Below are 16,330 nucleotides of genomic sequence, written 5' to 3'. Positions count from 1 at the left end.
TGATTATTTTTCAACAGCTTTTACAGCTTCATAAGCATTTACATAACCTGCTCCTGCTTCATGAAGTTCATATCCATCCATAGGATCAGCTGTATTGGTGAGTGCATCGAATACGCCATCTGGCGTTAAGCCAGAGTTTGCTTCCAGCATCAACGCTGCTACTCCGGATATATGAGGTGTTGCCATGCTTGTACCGCTTGCAGTCGTGTAATATGGAAGGTGAGCTGCATCGATGTACGTGATGTCTGTCGTTGTGCCAAGAAGGTTCATCACTAATCCTGTAGATGATTTCGCTGCAACAATATCGACACCTGGTGCGGTAATATCCGGGTGGATGAGCTCATCCCCTGGAATCCCTCTTGAAGAAAAATCAGCTAGTTGTTTGTCCTTTGTTCCTGCAGCTACTGAGATGACCCAGGGTGCTGCAGAATAAGGATTAAGTGTATCGTTATCAGGTCCTTCGTTTCCAGCTGCAAAGGCTACAACCATCCCTGCATCATAGGCTGCCTTACTCGCTACATTGATCGGATCATTCGGAGAATAATCTCCTGTCGTTCCCCAGCTGTTACTGATGATGTCGATACTGTATTCATCCTGGTTTTCCAATACATAATCAAAAGCTTCAAGCGCCCAGAGTACACTGATCGCTTCCCCAGTACCTAGTCCGACAAGTTTCGCATCAGGAGCGACGCCCGTGTATAACCCATCACTTGATGTACCATTACCTGCAATCGTACCTGCAACGTGTGTTCCGTGACCAGAGGATGTATCGGTATTCGCTACATTCTCTAAATAAAGTGACTCAGATCCGTCAGAAAACAAGCTATTCCCTACTAAGAATTTTACGTTTTGGACGACTTTGTCCCCTAGAGGAAGATCAGGGTGTGTTGCGTCTATTCCACTATCGATGACAGCGACTGTTGTTCCCTCGCCGGTATACCCCAAGTCATTCCATACCTGCTCAGTACCAATCAATTGGCGACTGTCACGAAGCTTATACTCCAAATTTTTATTATAAAAGATTGAAAGTGCATTGATTCCAGATGACAATAATGAATCTACTTCTAATTTTGTTCCTTGGATTGCGACCATCGGCAGATTCTTGAACGTTTTTGTTGTCAAACCGAAATCTTCAAGTTCTTCAATTTCTTCAGCTGACGGCATAGCGTCATACGTGATAACCGCTTCGACGATGAACTGGTTACCCGCTGCACTCAGCACATTAGTAAGAGCATCATCAATTTCGATCGAAGATGCCTGCGCCTGGTGATTGGATTGAGCTGCAAAAAACAATCCAATGATCAAAGCTGTGCTTAGAATAATTGAACTGATTCTCTTCATACGTGTTGCCTCCCCAAAATAAAGTAATTGTCTAATTTTTCTTTCAATTACAATTTTCGAGGAAATTTTCGTTGAAAACAATCAAGCAATAGATAGAAATGTTATTTAGGTCCTATCTGAAAATCATAGTACCAACGATTTACCCCATACCCTATAATCAGTAGACCAATTACACTGCACCAGGCACGACTCAATCCCACTTAAGAAAAAAGGTATGTTTCGATAAGAAGGAGGTGCTGTCCCATAAGTGCGGAGCATAGGGGAATTCTCAAGACTCATTGTTAAAAAGTTTTAGAAGAACCTTAGCGGACACAGGAGCCCTTATTTTACGCAAAATCGTTCATTTTAAAAAAATAACGGACACCAGTGCGCTTATTTTGTTAAAACCATAATAATTCAGCTCTTTTGTTGACATATAACGTCCCTGGTGTCCGTTAAATCCTGAAACACAGCATTTTTGTCACAAATAACGTCTCTGGTGTCCGTTACGACTTAAAGAAAAACCAAAAAAGGCTGATTCCAAACATTGATGAAAGTTCACGTTTAGAACCAGCCCTAATTTGAAATATGTGTCAGACCGTTGATGTTAACTTAATCAATCAGCCCTTTTTGTTTCAGGAAGTCGATTGCGACTTGTTGTGGATCTTCGTTATCGATGTCTACGTTTGCATTCATTTCAGCCATTTCTTCTGAAGAAATCTTACCTTCCAAGTTCTTCATCACTTTTTCGACTTCAGGGAATTTATCCAAAGCTTCCTGGCGGATCACTGGTGCAGCATAGTATGGTGGGAAGAAGTTCTTGTCATCCTCCAACACTTTCAAGTTAAAGCGTTCAATTCGTCCGTCTGTGGTGAATGCCGTAATGAGATCGACCTCTCCATCCTTGACTGCGTTATACATCAAGTTCGGATCCAGACTTTCCTTACTTTTGAAGTTAAGATCGTATGTTTTGACATATGGATCATATCCATCCGGTCTTTCATAGAATTCCGGTGGTGCTGCGAAAACAAGGTCATCAGATTTTTTTTTCGCTAGTTCTGACGTTGTTTTAACACCTAATTGATTATAGGTTTCTTCCGTCATCGCTAACCCATAGTTGTTTTCGAACCCTAGCGGGGGCAGCCATACAATATCCTTTTCTTCCTTATATCCTTTTTTCGTTGCTTCATAAACCTCTTCAGGGGATTGATCAGGATTATACTTTTCCTTAAGAACAGCTAGATAACCTGTCCCGGAATACTCAACATACATGTCGATATCTCCGCTTTCCATCGCCTTTGTCAATACATCAACTTCTCCAAGACCTTCTTTCACTTGTACATCATAATCCGTGTTGCCTTTGATATATTCAGCCATCAAATGAGGAAGGATATATTGCTCTGTCCATTTCTTACCGGAGATGACCAGAGTATCACCTCCAGCTCCTCCGCCTCCACAGCCAGCAATAATCAACATCAATAGTAATATCGGTAACAATGTCTTTTTCAACATGATATCCTCCTAGTCTTGTTTTCTAAGCCCTTTTGGCGTAACGATCCGTTCAATACCTTTCAAAATCGAGTCAAAAAAGATCGCAAGCAATGCAGCTGGAATCGCACCTGCTAAAACCAGCTCGTTATTCAATGTACTTAATCCTCTGTAGATGACATCACCTAAACCACCAGCTCCAATGAAGGTTGCCAGCGTTGCAACTCCGATTGTCAATACAGTTGCTGTTCGGATCCCTGCCATGATGACAGGCAAGGCCAAAGGAAGTTCGATTTTCCATAGTATTTGCCACGATGTCATTCCCATTCCTTTACCAGCCTGGATCAAAGCATCGTCGACACCAACAATCCCTGTGTATGTATTTCTTAAAATCGGTAAAAGTGCATAGATCATCAATGCAATGATCGCTGGCGTGCTCCCTATTCCAAAAACCGGAAGGAGAAACCCGAATAAGGCTAAGCTTGGGATGGTTTGGAAAATGGCTGTGATCCCGATGACGATTTCTGCGATTTTTTTCAATCTGGAGATGATAATCCCCAATGGTACAGAAATCAAAATTCCTATCAAAATTGAAACGAACGAGAGATATAAATGCTCTTCAAGTGCCGTAAGAATAGTCGGCCATCTATTAATGAATGTGTTTATAAAACTGTTCCAGTCCAATGAAATACCTCATTTCTATACGGTTTGTTTCATTCCGGCAAGTCCTCTCATCATGCTTGACTTTGTTATCAAACCCGCTAGCTTGCCTTCTTTAAGTACTGGGATGGTCTTGACCTGATGTTTTGCGAAGATTTCTGCAATGTCAGTATAAAGGGCTTCGGGTGTTACAAAATGCGAAACTTGTGACATGATGTTTTCAACTATTTTGGTTTCCTCACCATAATGCGCTTCCAAAACTGAAAGCTCCAACACACCTTCAAGTACGTCTTTACTGCTCGTAACCATCAGACTATCGACCGAATATGTTTTCATGATTTGTAAGGCTTCCGCAAGTCCACGGTTCGGTTTGACGGTCGCAACTTTGGAGAGCATTAAGGATTTTGCAGTCTTTCCACCAATCTCTTTATTCATCCGCTCTTCCCCAATGAACTCTTCTACGAATTGATTGGCAGGGTGCCTCAATATTTGATCAGGTGTATCTAATTGTATGATTTCACCACTATCCATGATCGCGATCCTGTCTGCGATCTTCAGGGCTTCGTCCATATCATGTGTAACAAATACGATCGTCTTGTGGATGTTATCCTGCAACGCTACAAGTTCATCCTGCAATTGCTCCCTACTGATAGGGTCCAATGCACTGAATGGTTCATCCATGAGCACGACAGGCGGTTCAGCAGCTAAGGCTCTTATGACCCCGATACGCTGTTGTTGACCACCGCTCAATTCAGAAGGATATCGTTTTTTAAATACTTTTGGCTCAAGTCCGACAAGGTCCAGGAGTTCATCTACTCGACGTATGTATTTATCTTTAGACCATCCTTTCATTTTCGGTACAAGGGCCACATTATCTTCTATGGTCATATGAGGAAATAGACCGATTTGCTGGATAACATAACCGATATTTCTTCTAAGCTGGACGGGATTCTGATTTTTGATATTCTCCCCATCCACATGTATCTCCCCGCTGCTAGGTTCCAATAAGCGATTGATCATTTTCATCGTAGTCGTTTTTCCGCACCCACTCGGGCCGATCAACGTCACCAGCTCTCCCTTGTTGATATGAAGGTTGATGTTTTTCAACGCTTGGAATCCATCGGGGAAGGTTTTACTGACTTGTTTGAACTCGATCATGCATGTTCCCCCTTCTAACTATCATCATTTTAGATTACCCTCTCTTCTCATAAATAAACGCGAGCTTCTCTTTAATCACCGGTTTTTCTTCGCAAAATTCACTCTGGCGAAAACTTTTAACGGACACCATGGACCCTATCTCATAAAAAATACGGAAAAACAGCTGTTTTGTCCACAGATAACGTTTCTGATGTCCGTTAAAATTATGAAAGACTGCTTTTGTCATAAATAACGTCTCTCGTGTCTGTTACAGTTTCCTTTTGGGATCTTTTTCGCCTGAATCGCTTTGTCCAGACAGAGTGTCGTGAATTACGAGAAAATCAACTTTGAAAACGAACAAGGCTTTTTCTGCAAAACAATCAGACAATTTCCACCAATGTTTATAATTGGAATTTGCCGGGTACTTTCAAATCAATACTACTATTTTTCAAAAAGGCTTTGTTATAGTTTCTTGTTGATTATTGCGAAATTCACTCCCTTTCCACGGGCACAAGAAAAGCGGAAGCGACCCGTTTAGTCACGTAGGTCACTGGAGGACTGACGAGGAGGCTGTGTGACTGGTCGCTGAGCTAGACATCACTTCATTGCATTTACCTACTTCCGAGCTTTTCCCGCAGGAGTGTCGAAAATTTCGCTTCAATCAAACTAAATCAGAAACAAACAGTATGATTTAACAAAGCCTTTCAAAAAGAAAGGTCGTGTCAATCATGTCCCGTTTTCAAAACAAGAAACAAGCAAGACAAGCGAAGAGTCAAAAAGGATATTTTAAAGTATTTCTTTCGACCTTCCTCGTTTTTTTAATCATATTAGTCGCAGGCGGAGTGACTGGACTCGCCTTTATTCAAGATGCTCCGGATTTGACAGAAAAAGAATTGAAGTATGCCAATTCTTCTACGATTTATGATATGAACGGCGAAAAGATCGCTGAGCTGGCAGGTAGTGAGCATCGTATTCCAATCAACATCGAGAATGTACCCCAACACGTAAAGCAAGCATTTATGGCGATAGAGGATGCTAGATTTAGAGAACACTTCGGGTTGGATCTTAAAAGGATCGGCGGCGCAGCTCTAGCTAACCTAAAAGAAGGCTGGGGTTCTGAAGGTGGCAGTACAATCACCCAGCAAGTCGTGAAGAATACATATTTGTCCCCGGAAAAGACAATCAAGCGAAAGATTCAAGAAGCTTATTTAGCCGTAAAGTTGGAACGGAAGTACTCAAAAGATCAGATTTTGGAAATGTACCTCAACCGAATCTATTTCGGAAATGGTGCTTATGGTCTAGGAGCCGCTGCAGATGTATATTTCGGTAAAAGTGTCGAAGAGTTGACCGTCGCAGAAGCTGCTCTTCTTGCTGGTCTGCCCCAAAGGCCTAATGGTTATGACCCAATCAAACATCCAGAAAATGCACTTGAGAGAAGAAGTATCGTACTTTCATCAATGAAAAAACAAGGGTTCATATCAAAATCAGAAGAAAAAAAGGCGAACGCGACTAAGTTAGAAGAAATCCTCTATAAAAAACCTGAAAACAAAGGATATCAGGCTTTTGTCGATCATGTCATCGATGAATTGCTTAACAAAGGATACAATGAAAGTGAACTCTATACTGGCGGCTTGAAGATTTATACGACACTTGATCCTGAAGCTCAAACCTATACTGAAAAAATGATGATTGGAAATGATGTGATACCTTATCCGAATGATGACTTCAAAGCCGGGATCGTGCTCCTGGATACGAAGACAGGAGCAATCCGGGCAATCGGTGGTAATCGAAATCCTGAAGAAAAAGATATCCAACGCGGGTACAACTATGCGACCGATATCAAACGTCAACCTGGTTCTACGATTAAACCTATTTTGGACTATGGACCCGCAATTGAATATGAAAAATGGTCTACGTATCACCAGATTGAAGATGAAGAACTAGAAATCAATGGCAAAGAATTCAAGAACTATGACGATAAGTTCCATGGCATGTTATCGATGAGAGAGGCACTCGTAAAGTCGTATAATATCCCTGCAATCAAAGCATTCATGGAGGTTGGCGGAGAACGTACCAAAAAATTTGCTGAAAATGTTGGTATTTCCCTGGAACATGCCTATCCTTCCTATGCGATTGGCGGATTCGGCGATAACGATGGTGTGTCACCTCTTCACATGGCTGGCGCATATGCTGCCTTCGGAAACCAGGGGATGTACAATCATCCTCACACTGTGACAAAAATCGTTTATCCGACCGGTGAAACGAAAGAGTTCGAAACTAAAGGACAAAAGGCTATGAATCAATACACTGCCTACATGGTCACGGATATGTTGAAGGATGTAGTACGTGAAGGGACCGGTACCCTCGCCAACATCGAAGGATTGCCGTTAGCTGGTAAAACCGGTACTACCAATCCTCCAGACGGAATTAAAGAGGGTTCTACAGATTCATGGTTTGTCGGCTATACGACCCAATATACCGCCGCTGTCTGGACCGGTTATGAACAAACATCAGCTGAACAGTATGTAACAAAGAAAGACTCTGACATTGCCAAACTACTGTTCAAGCAAGTCATGTCGCATGTTTCAAAGAATACTGAAACAGAGGATTTTGTAAAGCCTTCGACTGTGGAGGAAGTGAAGATCGATGAACGGAATGGACAAAAAGCTTCAAGCCATACACCTTCATCAAGTACCATTACTGAACTGTTCGTAAAAGGAACCGACATACCAAGTGCGTATAAACCGCCTAAGAAAGACGATGACGAGAAAGAAGATACTGATAAGAAAAAAGAAGACTCTGATGAAGATTCATCAGAGGGAAATGAAGATGCGGATTCTGATGGAGGGTCTGGTGATGATGACGGGTCCGGTGGCGACGATGAATCCGGTGATGACAACGGATCTGGTGGTGACGATGGGTCCGGTGATGACGATGGATCCGGTGATGACAACGGATCTGGTGGCGACGATGGATCCGGTGATGACAACGGATCTGGTGGTGACGATGGGTCCGGTGATGACGATGGATCCGGTGGCGACGATGGATCCGGTGATGACAACGGATCTGGTGGTGACGATGGGTCCGGTGATGACAACGGATCTGGTGGTGACGATGGGTCCGGTGGCGACGATGGATCCGGTGATGATGGCGGATCTGGCGGTGACGGAGGGTCCGGTGGCGACGATGGATCCGGTGATGATGGCGGATCTGGCGGTAACGATGGTAATGGTAACAGTGGGTCAGATGATGACACTAGTGACAATAGTGCTGAAGATACCTCTTCCAGCAGCAATTCCGATGACCGTTCAGATGAATCTGAAGATAACGATTAAGCTAAAATAATTGAAGAAAGTATTTTATACTTTCTTTTATATATAAAGGGGGGCTGACTAATGTCAGCCCCTCCTTCTATTCTTCAGATTCAACATTTCCATTTTGATCGATGCGAGCATTATAGGATAGTTGGTTAAGTTTATCGATAATTGACTGGTTATAGGCATCATCCATCAACGTTGGTTGATAGTTGATGATTTTAGCTGGAATGATATTAGGCTTTATTTCATCACCGTCAAAAGAGAGATTGACAATCATTGACTCTTGACCTTTAGGGCTTTTAGATTGAGTGAATACGAAGTTCCCTAGACTATAAAAAATAGGAGCCCCATCATAGTATTCGATCCCCATCAATGAATGGCTATGGCTTCCCATTACAGCCGAAACTCCTGCATCGATGAACTTCCTCGCCATTTCTCGGGCATAGTCTTCAGGGTAATCTGCTCTTTCTTTATTCCAATGTATGTAAACAATCGCATGGTCGGAATTTTCAACAGCTTTCTTTACATACTTCATCATCGGCTCATAAGTATATGCAGAAGCGATTCCAGGTCGATCTGGTTGAGCAGCCCAGTCTGCATATGGCAGTACCCTGCCTAGACCAAGAATGGCAACTTTCTTTCCATTCACTGTCTTGTAATAAGCTGTAAAGGCTTCTTCTTCGTTCTTTCCTGCACCGCTATACCCTATCCCATGATTTTTCAAATGATCCATCGTATCGAATAAGGCTTCCGTTCCGTAATCAAGGGTATGGTTGTTAGCGATGCTTACCATATCATAACCCGCGTCTGCAAGACCCTTCAGTGTTTCCGGCTTCGAACGGAAAGCAAATAGTTTCTCTTCAGGGGTCCCGCGTCTCGATACGGACGTTTCAAGATTCCCTACTGTAATATCTGATTTCTGTAGTATGTGCTTGACAGATTGATAGGGATAATCTACACCAGATTGTTCGATTGCTGCTCCAACTCGACTATCCAAAAGGATGTCTCCAGTAAATGAAATTGTGATAGGATTGACTATTGCATCAGCTGTTTTTATAGGTTTTTCGGAAATTTTAGTAGTAGGTTTATTGGATTGATTATTCGTTTGTTTTTGGGATTGCTTCTTAGTAGGAGGGTCGACTTCAACCTCTATCGGTGCCACAGAAGGAAGTGAGCAACTCATAAGCAAAAGGACTAAAGAAACACATAAACCAAAAAATACTTTCATCCATCATTACCTTTCCTAACAAAAATTCTCAATCTATAATAATACTATATTACTTATTTTGTTAAAATAAAGACTTGACATTTTCTGTTTTTGTTATTTTAGGAAAGTTTTTTGAACTAGTATAGTTGTCTTTCACAATTCAAATGTAATGGTGGTGGAAATATCCTCGCTTTCCAAAAGTGTCTCATAAGGTTTAATAACAACGAACTTTTTGTAAGGCTGTTCTCTAAAAGTTTGTTGCTAATGGAATGTTGTTAAGAAATGGGCTGAAAGTTATGACAGTGGAAATATACGAGGCTCCTGCGGAAAAGCAAGCCAGGTGAGACCCCGCAAGGAACTGTACAAGTGAGGAGGCTTGCGGAAGTAGGTAAATGCAATGAAGTGATGTCTAGCTCAGCGACCAGTCACTTGGATCACTTCACACTTCCTGCGTCGGCAACAGCCTCCTCGTCAGTCCTCCAGTGACCTGCGTGACTAAACGGGTCGCTTCCGCTTTTCTTGTGCCCGCGGAAAGGAGTGAATTTCGAAGGAATATTTCGAAGGAATCAACATCTTTCTTAACAAAGCCAAAGACAAAAAAACGAGCTTAAATTGCTCATTTTTTAGCTTGTCAATTTTTATCTTCTCTAGCAAGAGGGAGTCTGACGGTTACAGTTGTTCCTTTATCTGGAACACTGTTATAAACGATCGATCCCTTCATATTATTGACTAATCGATAGGTAATCATCGTCCCTAAGCCTGTCCCTTTTGTTTTAGTCGTATAGAATGGGAGACCCACCTTTTGCAGATCTTCATGGGTCATTCCTTTACCGGTATCTTCTATCAAAAGATCTACAGAATTGGAAGTATTCTGTTGGCACCTTACATGAATCGTGCCGCCGCCATCGATTGCTTCAATCCCATTTTTTATCAAGTTGATCAAGCACTGTTTCAATTGTTGTTCATCTGCTTTCACATAAAAAGGTTCCGAAAGCTCTGTTTTAATCATTACATTATTGAAAGCACCTAGTGGAGATAATAAATGGGCAATATTCTCAACAACTTGTTTCAAGTCAACATCACTAAGTTTCATTTCACTGGGTTTCACTAAAGAAAGGTAATCTGAAATGATTTTATTGCTCCTGTCCAGCTCATCAATCATCAAAGGAGCATGCTGTTTCAACTGCCGGTCTTCTGTATGAAGGGAAAGGAACTGGACCATTCCACGGACAGTCGTAAGAGGGTTACGAATTTCATGGGCAATTGATGCTGCCATTTGTCCAACTACTGAAAGCTTTCCCAAATAAATCGTCTCTTCCAACTGCAGATTGATCCTTATCAATCTGTCAATTAAGAAAATCAATAGAAAATAAGTCGAATAGAAAGCGATGAAATAAATGAGATAAAACTGGATAGGTAAAAAATCGACATAAATATTAAGGATGAGAACATAAAAAAGAAAAAATAAAAATCCTGCAAGCAATCCAGGCTTCCATTTCTTAAGAGCTTCATTGAACAATTGCGAATAGGCGAATCCTATCAAAAGTGCCACAATCGTAATCAGCACACCAACCCAGGCGTATTCACCACCGATGCTTAAACGGCTAAAAATGATCACCAGACTGCACATCACTCCAGGAGTCAGCCCCGCATAAAGGGTCACGACGATCAAAGGTACTGTCCGTAGATCGAAAACAGTTGACCTAAAGCCATCAATCGGATAATACATGCAGCTAAGTGCAGCTATTGAACTGATTATCCCGAAGAACAACTTTTGTTTAAAGGAAGTCCCACCCTTTGCATTGAATGGATAGATTAGATTCGCAATAAAGGTTAATGAAACTATAATTGAAATGTTAACAAAGATCGGTTTTAGTAATTCGGCCATTCTTTTTCCCTCTATTTATGACGTTACAATGTTTCTTTGTCATTATAGCAGACAACTTGTCTGACACCAAAAAAGGGCTGACCCAAAACATCAATTTCCACCATGTTTGGGTCAGCCTTTATTGGGTTATAAGGATTTTCCTAAAATCGTAACGGACACCAGGGACGTTATTTGGTCACAAAATGCGGTGTTCTAGAATTTATCGGACACCAGGGGCGTTATCTGTGACAATTGAGCTGATTTACTAAGATTTTAACGAAATAAGAGCTCTGGTGTCCGTTATTTTTATAAATGAACGATTTTTAGGAAAATAAGGTCTCCTGTGTCCGCTAAGGGTCTTCCGAAACTGTTGCAGCTACGAGGCTTGAAGATTCCCCTATGCTCAGCACTTATGCCACTGCTATTCCACTTTATATAACCAGGTTAAATTGCCTTTTCTGTCAAAGTCTTGATCACTTTGTCTGCTGCATTTTCTCCAGCGACTACACAATCAGGAAGTCCGATTCCATCCAGAGATGCTCCGGTAATCTGTATTCCAGGATAGTGTTTTTCCATTCGTTCATGCAATTGTTTTTTCCGTTCAAGATGCCCGACAAGATACTGCGGCATCGCTTTCTTCCATCGAGTGACGTAATAAAACTCCGGTTTGTCCTCGATCTTCATGATTTTCTGCAAGTCTGCCAATGTTTTTGAAAGAATCGTTTCATCAGATTCATCAACTATTGCTTGATCATGTTCCCTCCCCACATAACACCTTAACAAGACGTGTCCTGCTGGTGTCGTATGCGGCCATTTCAAGTTTGTCCATGTACATGCCGTAATTGTAAACGGTGATTTCTTGGATATGACAAAACCCGTTCCATCAAAAGATCCGGGGATGGCTGACTCAGGAAAGGCCATCGCTATTGTTGCTACTGACGTAGCAGGAACCTCACCGATCAGTTCTTTAATATCATCGTTGAAAAATTTCGCTGCTTTCCTAGCTGGCACCGTCATGACCACCTCATCAGCCTCAATCTGTGCCCCATCAGAAAGATGCAGTGCATATCCACTATCGGATTTGTTCAATCCTTCCACTGTTGTGCCGATTTTCAACTCCACTCGACCAGCAAGGGAATCTTCCAATGCTTTCACTAAGGAAGACAGTCCCTTTTTCAACGTCAAAAAGGCACCCTTAGAGGATTTTTCACTTTTCTTTGGCTTGGTTTGCTTCATTCCCATAATCAAGCTTCGGTACTGTGATTCGATATCCTGGAATTGCGGGAATGTCGACTCCAAACTGATTTTATCGATATTTCCTGCATAAACACCAGACAACAGAGGTTCAATTAAGTTTTCAACCACTTCATCACCTAGTCGACGTTTGAAAAAGGCACCAACAGATTGATCTCCTTTGGTACGACTTTTAGGTAAGACAAGATCCAGCCCAGCACGTGCTTTTCCTTTTAATGAGAACAAACCACTTGCCAAGAATGGACTGATTTCCGTCGGCACACCCATTACTGCCCCTTCAGGCATCGGATAGAGGTTTGTACCGTGAAGAATGTAAGCTTGCCCCGCATGATTGTTTACAAGATCATAGTCGAGCCCCAGCCTTTCAATAAGATCCGTCATCGCTTTTTTACGTTTCAAATAAGAGTCTGGACCACGCTCGATCACGAAGTCATCATGATACTCGGTGCGGATTTTCCCGCCTAAACGGTTTTCAGCTTCAATGAGAGTAACCCTGATTGGAAGATTCTTATCTTCTATTTGGTTTTGTAAAGAAAAAGCGGCGGAAAGGCCTGTAATCCCTCCACCGACAATAACAACGTGTTTCATGGTCAATCCCGGCTTTCCAGCTTTTTCGTCACTACTCTAGCTAAGGTCTCGATGAATTCTGGTTTTGCATTCGGCATTTCAGGGCGATAATAGGATGCACCTAGTTTATCTGTCACCACTTTACATTCGTAGTCGTTATCGTACAGCACCTCTAAATGCTCTGCTACAAATCCTACAGGACAGTAGATGAAATGCTTATATCCTTCCTGTTCGAATAAATCTTGTGTAAGATCCTGAACATCGGGACCGATCCATGGTTCTGGCGTGTTACCTGCACTTTGCCAGCCAATCGTGTAATGTTGAAGTCCTGCCTCTTCCGCAACCAAGTCAGCTGTTTCTTGCAACTGCTCAGGATAAGGATCACCGATTTGGGTGATGCGCTGTGGTAAGCTGTGCGCAGAAAAAATGACAATTGATCGATCATGTTCACTTTCTGTGATCTCTTTAAAGGTTTCTTTGATATGTTCTGCCCAATAGTTGATATACCCCGGTTCAGCATACCAATCATCGACAGGTGAAATTTTCGGTCCGCCGATTCGTTCTGCCTCTTCAATTGCTCGTCCATTATAGGATTTTACAGAAAACGTAGAATAATGAGGTGCCAGGACGATGCTGATCGCTTCCTGTATGCCATCCCTCTTCATCGCTTGAACTGCATCTTCCACAAACGGATCGATATGTTTCAATCCCAAGTAAGCCTTGAACTCAATATCATCATGCATTTCATTCAGTTTATCTTCTAATTTATGTTTCTGGTCATCTGTTATTTTCGCAAGCGGAGAAACACCACCGATTGCTTCATAACGATTGATCAAATCCTGAAGGTCTTCTTGGGGTGGCTTCTTCCCTCTTCGTATATGAGTATAGTATGATTCGATTTCTTCTGGACTTCTTGGTGTGCCATAGGCCATCACAAGAACGCCTACTTTCCGCTTCGTCAAAACTCTCACCCCATCTATCGGTTATTTCGAAGTATATTCGTGAACAAAAGCTGTAAGTCTTTTTAGTGTATCTGGATTAACGTCCGGGAAAACCCCGTGTCCCAGATTGAAAATGAATTTGGATGATTCTGTCCCTTGATCAAGGATTTCCTTCGTTCTTTCCTCAATCACATCCCAAGGAGCTAACAGCAATGCTGGTTCCAGATTACCCTGGACGGTTTTGTTGACGCCGCGTGCACGTGCCTCTTTTATCGGCAGTCTCCAATCAAGACCGACGACATCAAGAGGAAGATCATTCCAATCGTTTGCCAAATGGCTTGCACCGACTCCGAACATGATCAGCGGTACATTTTCCTCTTTAAGTTCTGTAAAGATCTTTTCCATCACAGGCTTTATAAAGGTGCGGTAATCTGCGACATTCAACGTACCCACCCATGAATCGAAAATCTGGATCGCTTGAGCTCCCGCCGCGATTTGGGATTTCACATAACGGATCGCTGTTTCCCCAAGCTTGTCCATCAATTTGAACCATGCTTCTGGTTCAGAATACATGAACGCTTTCGTTTTATAGTAGTTTTTTGATGGACCGCCTTCAATCATATAGCTTGCAAGTGTAAAAGGTGCCCCACTGAAACTGATCAATGGTACCGAAAGTTGTTCACGGAGTAATTTGATTGTATCTAATACATATGGAACATCTTGCGCAGGATCGATTTCCCCAAGACGTTCCACATTAGCCAAAGAGCGGATCGGATTGTCGATGACTGGACCAATTCCCGACTTGATTTCTACATCAACACCGATTGCAGGTAGTGGTGTCATAATATCTTTATACAAAATTGCCGCATCGACATTGTACTGTTCGACAGGTAGACGGGTCACTTCTGCACATAATTCAGGACGGTGGGTAATTTCAAACAGAGAATATTTTTCTTTGATTTTCCGGTATTCAGGCTGCGAACGTCCCGCCTGTCTCATGTACCAGACCGGAACATGAGATACTTCTTCACCCCTGCATGCTTTTAAAAACTGGTCGTTAAAAACTTTTGTCATCATCAATCACCTTTCATCAGCAAAGCCTAGTGTAGCTCCGTTACAATGTTTTCATACTTATCATTGTAAAAGAAAATAAAATCAATGTCATATTATAACCATTATCACTATACTTGTTCTACTAATCGTTGTATACTATCTCAAGCGAACTGTCATAAATTAGTCGCAAAATATACCCCTGTTTCATATGGAACGGTGTTGGGTATACTTTGAACGCTGAATGTTTTACTTGTAAGGCTGTATTCGTATTGTTGCTTCCTTCGAAATTCACTCCCTTTCCGCGCGCGAACGTAAAGCGGAAGCGACCCGATTAGTCACGAATGTCACTGGAAAACAGATGAGGCTCGAACCAAGCAAGACTTGGTTCTGCGCGGGCCCACTCATAAGGATGTCAATCAATGTGTCAACCGCCACGGGAAGTTTGAAGTGATCCAAGTAACTAATCGCTGAGCTAGACATCACTTCCTTGCATTTGCCTACTTCCACGAGCCTCCTCATTGTACTGGCTTCGACGATCACTACAAGACCACGGAGTTAAAATCCAACTTTGCAGTTTTGCGCCGAGTAACCACAGGCGCAGGAGACGGTGGTTTTTAGTCGAAGATCCTTTTAAAGAGTGCGGGGTCTCGCCTGGCTCGCTTTTCCCGCAGGAGTGTCGTAAATTTCGGGAAAATCAACAAAGTATTATAACAAAGCTTGTTGTAAAATCTCTTTCGTATGTTCGAAATGTTGAAAGTGAGGACCCTGAGATGACTTCATTACGTCAGGAGAGAAAGAATCGAAAAAAGAAAGTGAAAGAAACGACTGGACCCCAATGGTTCAAGTTAGCCTCTATTTTCTTTATTGGATACGGAATGGTTTATCTGCTGGTATTCATTCGCAGATTATTCTTTTCTGATCTGACCATCGAAGACATATCAAGTCTCTATCTTTATGATTTAGAGTCTTCCTATATATTCGGTATCATAGCCGGCACGATCGTCTTCATGTTCGTTTATGGAAAGCTTCGGCTTCGCTATAAAGAACGTCTATTGTTTGATCAGCTTCCGAATTTATTCATGATCCGTATGATCCTATATATTTGTATCTATTTCATGATCATTTTGACATTGTTAGGGATACACCTGATTTTCTCGACGTTGTTCATTCAGACGACTGGTGGTTCTTTGAGCTTATCCTATTCATTATTTTATTGGGCAGTTGTCATACTTTTATACGAACGGTTGAAGAATTTTTTCTTAATTGAGAAGAAAAGTACGAAACGACTGATCATCGTGCCGTTCATCGCCTTTTATATAGGGGTATTGATATTTTTCAAGTTTAAACCCTCCTATCAGCTTGTTTTTCAATTCATTGGAAACGGGTTGGTTCTATTGATGTTCGGGCTTTATCTCGTTGAGAAACATCTAGCAAGGCGGAAAAAGTTACAAACAGATACACCAGAGGAAGATTGATGGTTTGGTTTGAAAGAAAATACAAGAGGCATTCCCGGGAATCA

General features: G+C 42.0%; 11 protein-coding genes. 2 read left to right on the top strand and 9 right to left on the bottom strand.

Features of this window, described 5'->3' with window-relative positions:
- Nucleotides 1-3 precede the first annotated feature (3 nt).
- From KOL94_RS22300 to KOL94_RS22285, 4 genes are all read right to left on the bottom strand, one after another.
- Complete coding sequence (locus KOL94_RS22300) at nt 4-1,341, bottom strand: S8 family serine peptidase (RefSeq protein WP_221568870.1); 1,338 nt, start codon at nt 1,339-1,341, stop codon at nt 4-6.
- Between the two features lie 591 nt (nt 1,342-1,932).
- On the bottom strand, nt 1,933-2,832 hold the full coding sequence (locus tag KOL94_RS22295; protein ID WP_221568869.1) for a glycine betaine ABC transporter substrate-binding protein: 900 nt from the start codon (nt 2,830-2,832) through the stop codon (nt 1,933-1,935).
- Nucleotides 2,833-2,841: 9 nt separating this feature from the next.
- Nucleotides 2,842-3,492: an ABC transporter permease gene (locus tag KOL94_RS22290; RefSeq protein ID WP_260412605.1), complete on the bottom strand. Its 651-nt coding sequence runs from the start codon at nt 3,490-3,492 to the stop codon at nt 2,842-2,844.
- Between the two features lie 15 nt (nt 3,493-3,507).
- Nucleotides 3,508-4,626 carry an ABC transporter ATP-binding protein gene (locus tag KOL94_RS22285; RefSeq protein WP_221568868.1) on the bottom strand — a complete coding sequence of 373 codons (1,119 nt, stop codon included), beginning with the start codon at nt 4,624-4,626 and terminating at the stop codon, nt 3,508-3,510.
- 707 nt (nt 4,627-5,333) lie between these two features.
- Here KOL94_RS22285 and KOL94_RS22280 point away from each other — a divergent pair.
- Nucleotides 5,334-7,940: a transglycosylase domain-containing protein gene (locus tag KOL94_RS22280; protein ID WP_221568867.1), complete on the top strand. Its 2,607-nt coding sequence runs from the start codon at nt 5,334-5,336 to the stop codon at nt 7,938-7,940.
- 76 nt (nt 7,941-8,016) lie between these two features.
- On the opposite strand, the gene KOL94_RS22275 is transcribed toward KOL94_RS22280, so the two are convergent.
- The 5 genes from KOL94_RS22275 to hemE form a co-directional block, all read right to left on the bottom strand.
- Entirely contained in the window at nt 8,017-9,150 is a 1,134-nt protein-coding gene (locus KOL94_RS22275; protein WP_221568866.1) for a CapA family protein, read from the bottom strand.
- A gap of 610 nt (nt 9,151-9,760) precedes the next feature.
- Nucleotides 9,761-11,017: an ATP-binding protein gene (locus tag KOL94_RS22270; RefSeq protein WP_221568865.1), complete on the bottom strand. Its 1,257-nt coding sequence runs from the start codon at nt 11,015-11,017 to the stop codon at nt 9,761-9,763.
- Between the two features lie 423 nt (nt 11,018-11,440).
- Nucleotides 11,441-12,838 (bottom strand): protoporphyrinogen oxidase, encoded by a 1,398-nt coding sequence (hemY, locus tag KOL94_RS22265; protein ID WP_221568864.1) that lies wholly within the window; start codon nt 12,836-12,838, stop codon nt 11,441-11,443.
- 2 nt (nt 12,839-12,840) lie between these two features.
- On the bottom strand, nt 12,841-13,779 hold the full coding sequence (gene hemH, locus KOL94_RS22260) for a ferrochelatase (RefSeq protein WP_221568863.1): 939 nt from the start codon (nt 13,777-13,779) through the stop codon (nt 12,841-12,843).
- A 21-nt stretch (nt 13,780-13,800) separates the two neighbouring features.
- Entirely contained in the window at nt 13,801-14,832 is a 1,032-nt protein-coding gene (hemE, locus tag KOL94_RS22255; protein ID WP_221568862.1) for a uroporphyrinogen decarboxylase, read from the bottom strand.
- A gap of 749 nt (nt 14,833-15,581) precedes the next feature.
- On the opposite strand from hemE, the gene KOL94_RS22250 reads away from it, so the two are divergent.
- Complete coding sequence (locus KOL94_RS22250; protein WP_221568861.1) at nt 15,582-16,286, top strand: MFS transporter; 705 nt, start codon at nt 15,582-15,584, stop codon at nt 16,284-16,286.
- Nucleotides 16,287-16,330: the final 44 nt, after the last annotated feature.

Source organism: Alkalihalobacillus sp. TS-13, assembly GCF_019720915.1.
In the GTDB taxonomy this organism is placed as follows: Bacteria; Bacillota; Bacilli; order Bacillales; family Fictibacillaceae; genus Pseudalkalibacillus.
Note: the sequence above shows the minus strand (reverse complement) of the source record. Positions and strands in the feature narration are given on the sequence as shown.